Annotated in this window: 6 tRNA genes and 2 rRNA genes (2 of these 8 running past the window's edge); all 8 read right to left on the bottom strand. The window is 51.6% G+C overall.

The annotated features are described in order from the left end of the window. Window positions 1–57: transfer RNA gene (locus DV702_RS14160), tRNA-Leu, on the bottom strand (it extends 32 nt beyond the left edge of the window). A gap of 11 nt (window positions 58–68) precedes the next feature. Further along, window positions 69–140 (bottom strand) — tRNA-Gly (locus DV702_RS14155). Window positions 141–147: 7 nt separating this feature from the next. Further along, a tRNA-Leu gene (locus DV702_RS14150) sits at window positions 148–229 on the bottom strand. Between the two features lie 19 nt (window positions 230–248). Continuing rightward, window positions 249–324, bottom strand: a tRNA-Lys gene (locus DV702_RS14145). An 8-nt stretch (window positions 325–332) separates the two neighbouring features. Then, window positions 333–408: transfer RNA gene (locus tag DV702_RS14140), tRNA-Thr, on the bottom strand. 14 nt (window positions 409–422) lie between these two features. Continuing rightward, window positions 423–498: transfer RNA gene (locus tag DV702_RS14135), tRNA-Val, on the bottom strand. A 67-nt stretch (window positions 499–565) separates the two neighbouring features. Next, window positions 566–681: ribosomal RNA gene (gene rrf / locus DV702_RS14130) — 5S ribosomal RNA — on the bottom strand. A gap of 390 nt (window positions 682–1,071) precedes the next feature. Then, a 23S ribosomal RNA gene (locus DV702_RS14125) occupies window positions 1,072–2,500 on the bottom strand; it runs 1,498 nt beyond the window's last position.

Genomic DNA, 2,500 nt, shown 5'->3' with positions numbered 1-2,500 from the left:
TAGTCACCTACCGCAGGATTTTAAGTCCTGTGCGTCTGCCAGTTCCGCCACCCCGGCAAGGATGTAAAAGCGGAAGACGGGATTCGAACCCGCGACCCCGACCTTGGCAAGGTCGTATTCTACCACTGAACTACTTCCGCATTAAAGTGCGGGTGAAGGGAGTCGAACCCCCACGCCCGAAGGCACTAGATCCTAAGTCTAGCGTGTCTGCCAGTTCCACCACACCCGCATATATGTTACTTAAAAAATGGTGAGCCGTACAGGATTCGAACCTGTGACCCTCTGATTAAAAGTCAGATGCTCTACCAACTGAGCTAACGGCTCGTACAAAGTGGTGCCGGCGAAAGGACTTGAACCCTCAACCTACTGATTACAAGTCAGTTGCTCTACCAGTTGAGCTACACCGGCAAGTGTAGAAAATATGGTGGAGGATGACGGGCTCGAACCGCCGACCCCCTGCTTGTAAGGCAGGTGCTCTCCCAGCTGAGCTAATCCTCCTGGGTATAATTTTTATCAATTCTGCATGATCTTATGTATAGAAATTTTCGATCTTTAGAAAAGAATTGCCCGGCGACGTCTTACTCTCACAGGAGGAAACCTCCAACTACCATCAGCGCTGAAGAGCTTAACTTCCGTGTTCGGTATGGGAACGGGTGTGACCTCTTCGCTATCGTCACCAGACTTGTCCTTTTAGCGGACATTTACAATTATAACACACGGCACTCAAAATGCAAGTGTTGTTTTTAACTTTTTTGAGTAAAATTATTCACTCAAAACTGGATAAAAGACATTGGGTTGTTCAAGTAACTGCTTCTGCTTTTCGTGTTGTCCAGCTAAATCGACCAGATGCTCGGGTCATAAGTCAGCTTGGCTGCGCGACAAAAACCGTCGCTTCGCTAATCTGTCTTATGCCTGTCGTATCTAGACGGTCGATTTAACTTTTCATTTTGTCCAGCTTCAGCAGCCAGATGCTCGGGCCATAAGTCAAAGCTGTTTCGTGGTAAAGAGCACCACTGCACATCTTCGCCTTATGCCTGCCGCATCTAAACGGCTGCTTCCGCTTTTCAATAATAGGTTAAGTCCTCGATCGATTAGTATCTGTCAGCTGCACACGTCGCCGTGCTTCCACCCCAGACCTATCCACCTCATCTTCTTTGAGGGATCTTACTTACTTGCGTAATGGGAAATCTCATCTTGAAGGGGGCTTCATGCTTAGATGCTTTCAGCATTTATCCCGTCCATACATAGCTACCCAGCGATGCCTTTGGCAAGACAACTGGTACACCAGCGGTATGTCCATCCCGGTCCTCTCGTACTAAGGACAGCTCTCCTCAAATTTCCTGCGCCCGCGACGGATAGGGACCGAACTGTCTCACGACGTTCTGAACCCAGCTCGCGTGCCGCTTTAATGGGCGAACAGCCCAACCCTTGGGACCGACTACAGCCCCAGGATGCGACGAGCCGACATCGAGGTGCCAAACCTCCCCGTCGATGTGGACTCTTGGGGGAGATAAGCCTGTTATCCCCGGGGTAGCTTTTATCCGTTGAGCGATGGCCCTTCCATGCGGAACCACCGGATCACTAAGCCCGTCTTTCGACCCTGCTCGACTTGTAGGTCTCGCAGTCAAGCTCCCTTATGCCTTTGCACTCTACGAATGATGTCCAACCATTCTGAGGGAACCTTTGGGCGCCTCCGTTACTCTTTAGGAGGCGACCGCCCCAGTCAAACTGTCCACCTGACACTGTCTCCTGCCCGGATCACGGGCATGGGTTAGAAGTCCAATACAGCCAGGGTAGTATCCCACCAATGCCTCCTCCGAAGCTGGCGCTCCGGAATCAAAGGCTCCTACCTATCCTGTACAGGCTGCACCGGAATTCAATATCAGGCTACAGTAAAGCTCCACGGGGTCTTTCCGTCCTGTCGCGGGTAATGCGCATCTTCACGCATATTATAATTTCACCGAGTCTCTCGTTGAGACAGTGCCCAGATCGTTACGCCTTTCGTGCGGGTCGGAACTTACCCGACAAGGAATTTCGCTACCTTAGGACCGTTATAGTTACGGCCGCCGTTTACTGGGGCTTCAATTCAGAGCTTCGCTTGCGCTAACCCCTCCTCTTAACCTTCCAGCACCGGGCAGGCGTCAGCCCCTATACGTCACCTTACGGTTTTGCAGAGACCTGTGTTTTTGCTAAACAGTCGCCTGGGCCTATTCACTGCGGCTCTCTCGGGCTATTCACCCTACCAGAGCACCCCTTCTCCCGAAGTTACGGGGTCATTTTGCCGAGTTCCTTAACGAGAGTTCTCTCGATCACCTTAGGATTCTCTCCTCGCCTACCTGTGTCGGTTTGCGGTACAGGCACCTCCCGCCTCGCTAGAGGCTTTTCTTGGCAGTGTGAAATCAGGGACTCTGGAGACAATTCTCCTCGCCATCACAGCCCAGCGTTAGATGAAAACGGGATTTTCCTCGTTTTCCGCCTCACTGCTTAGACACACAACCAA

Origin of the sequence: Sporosarcina sp. PTS2304 (assembly GCF_003351785.1) — a bacterium.
Lineage (GTDB): Bacteria > Bacillota > Bacilli > Bacillales_A > Planococcaceae > Sporosarcina.
Note: the sequence above shows the minus strand (reverse complement) of the source record. Positions and strands in the feature narration are given on the sequence as shown.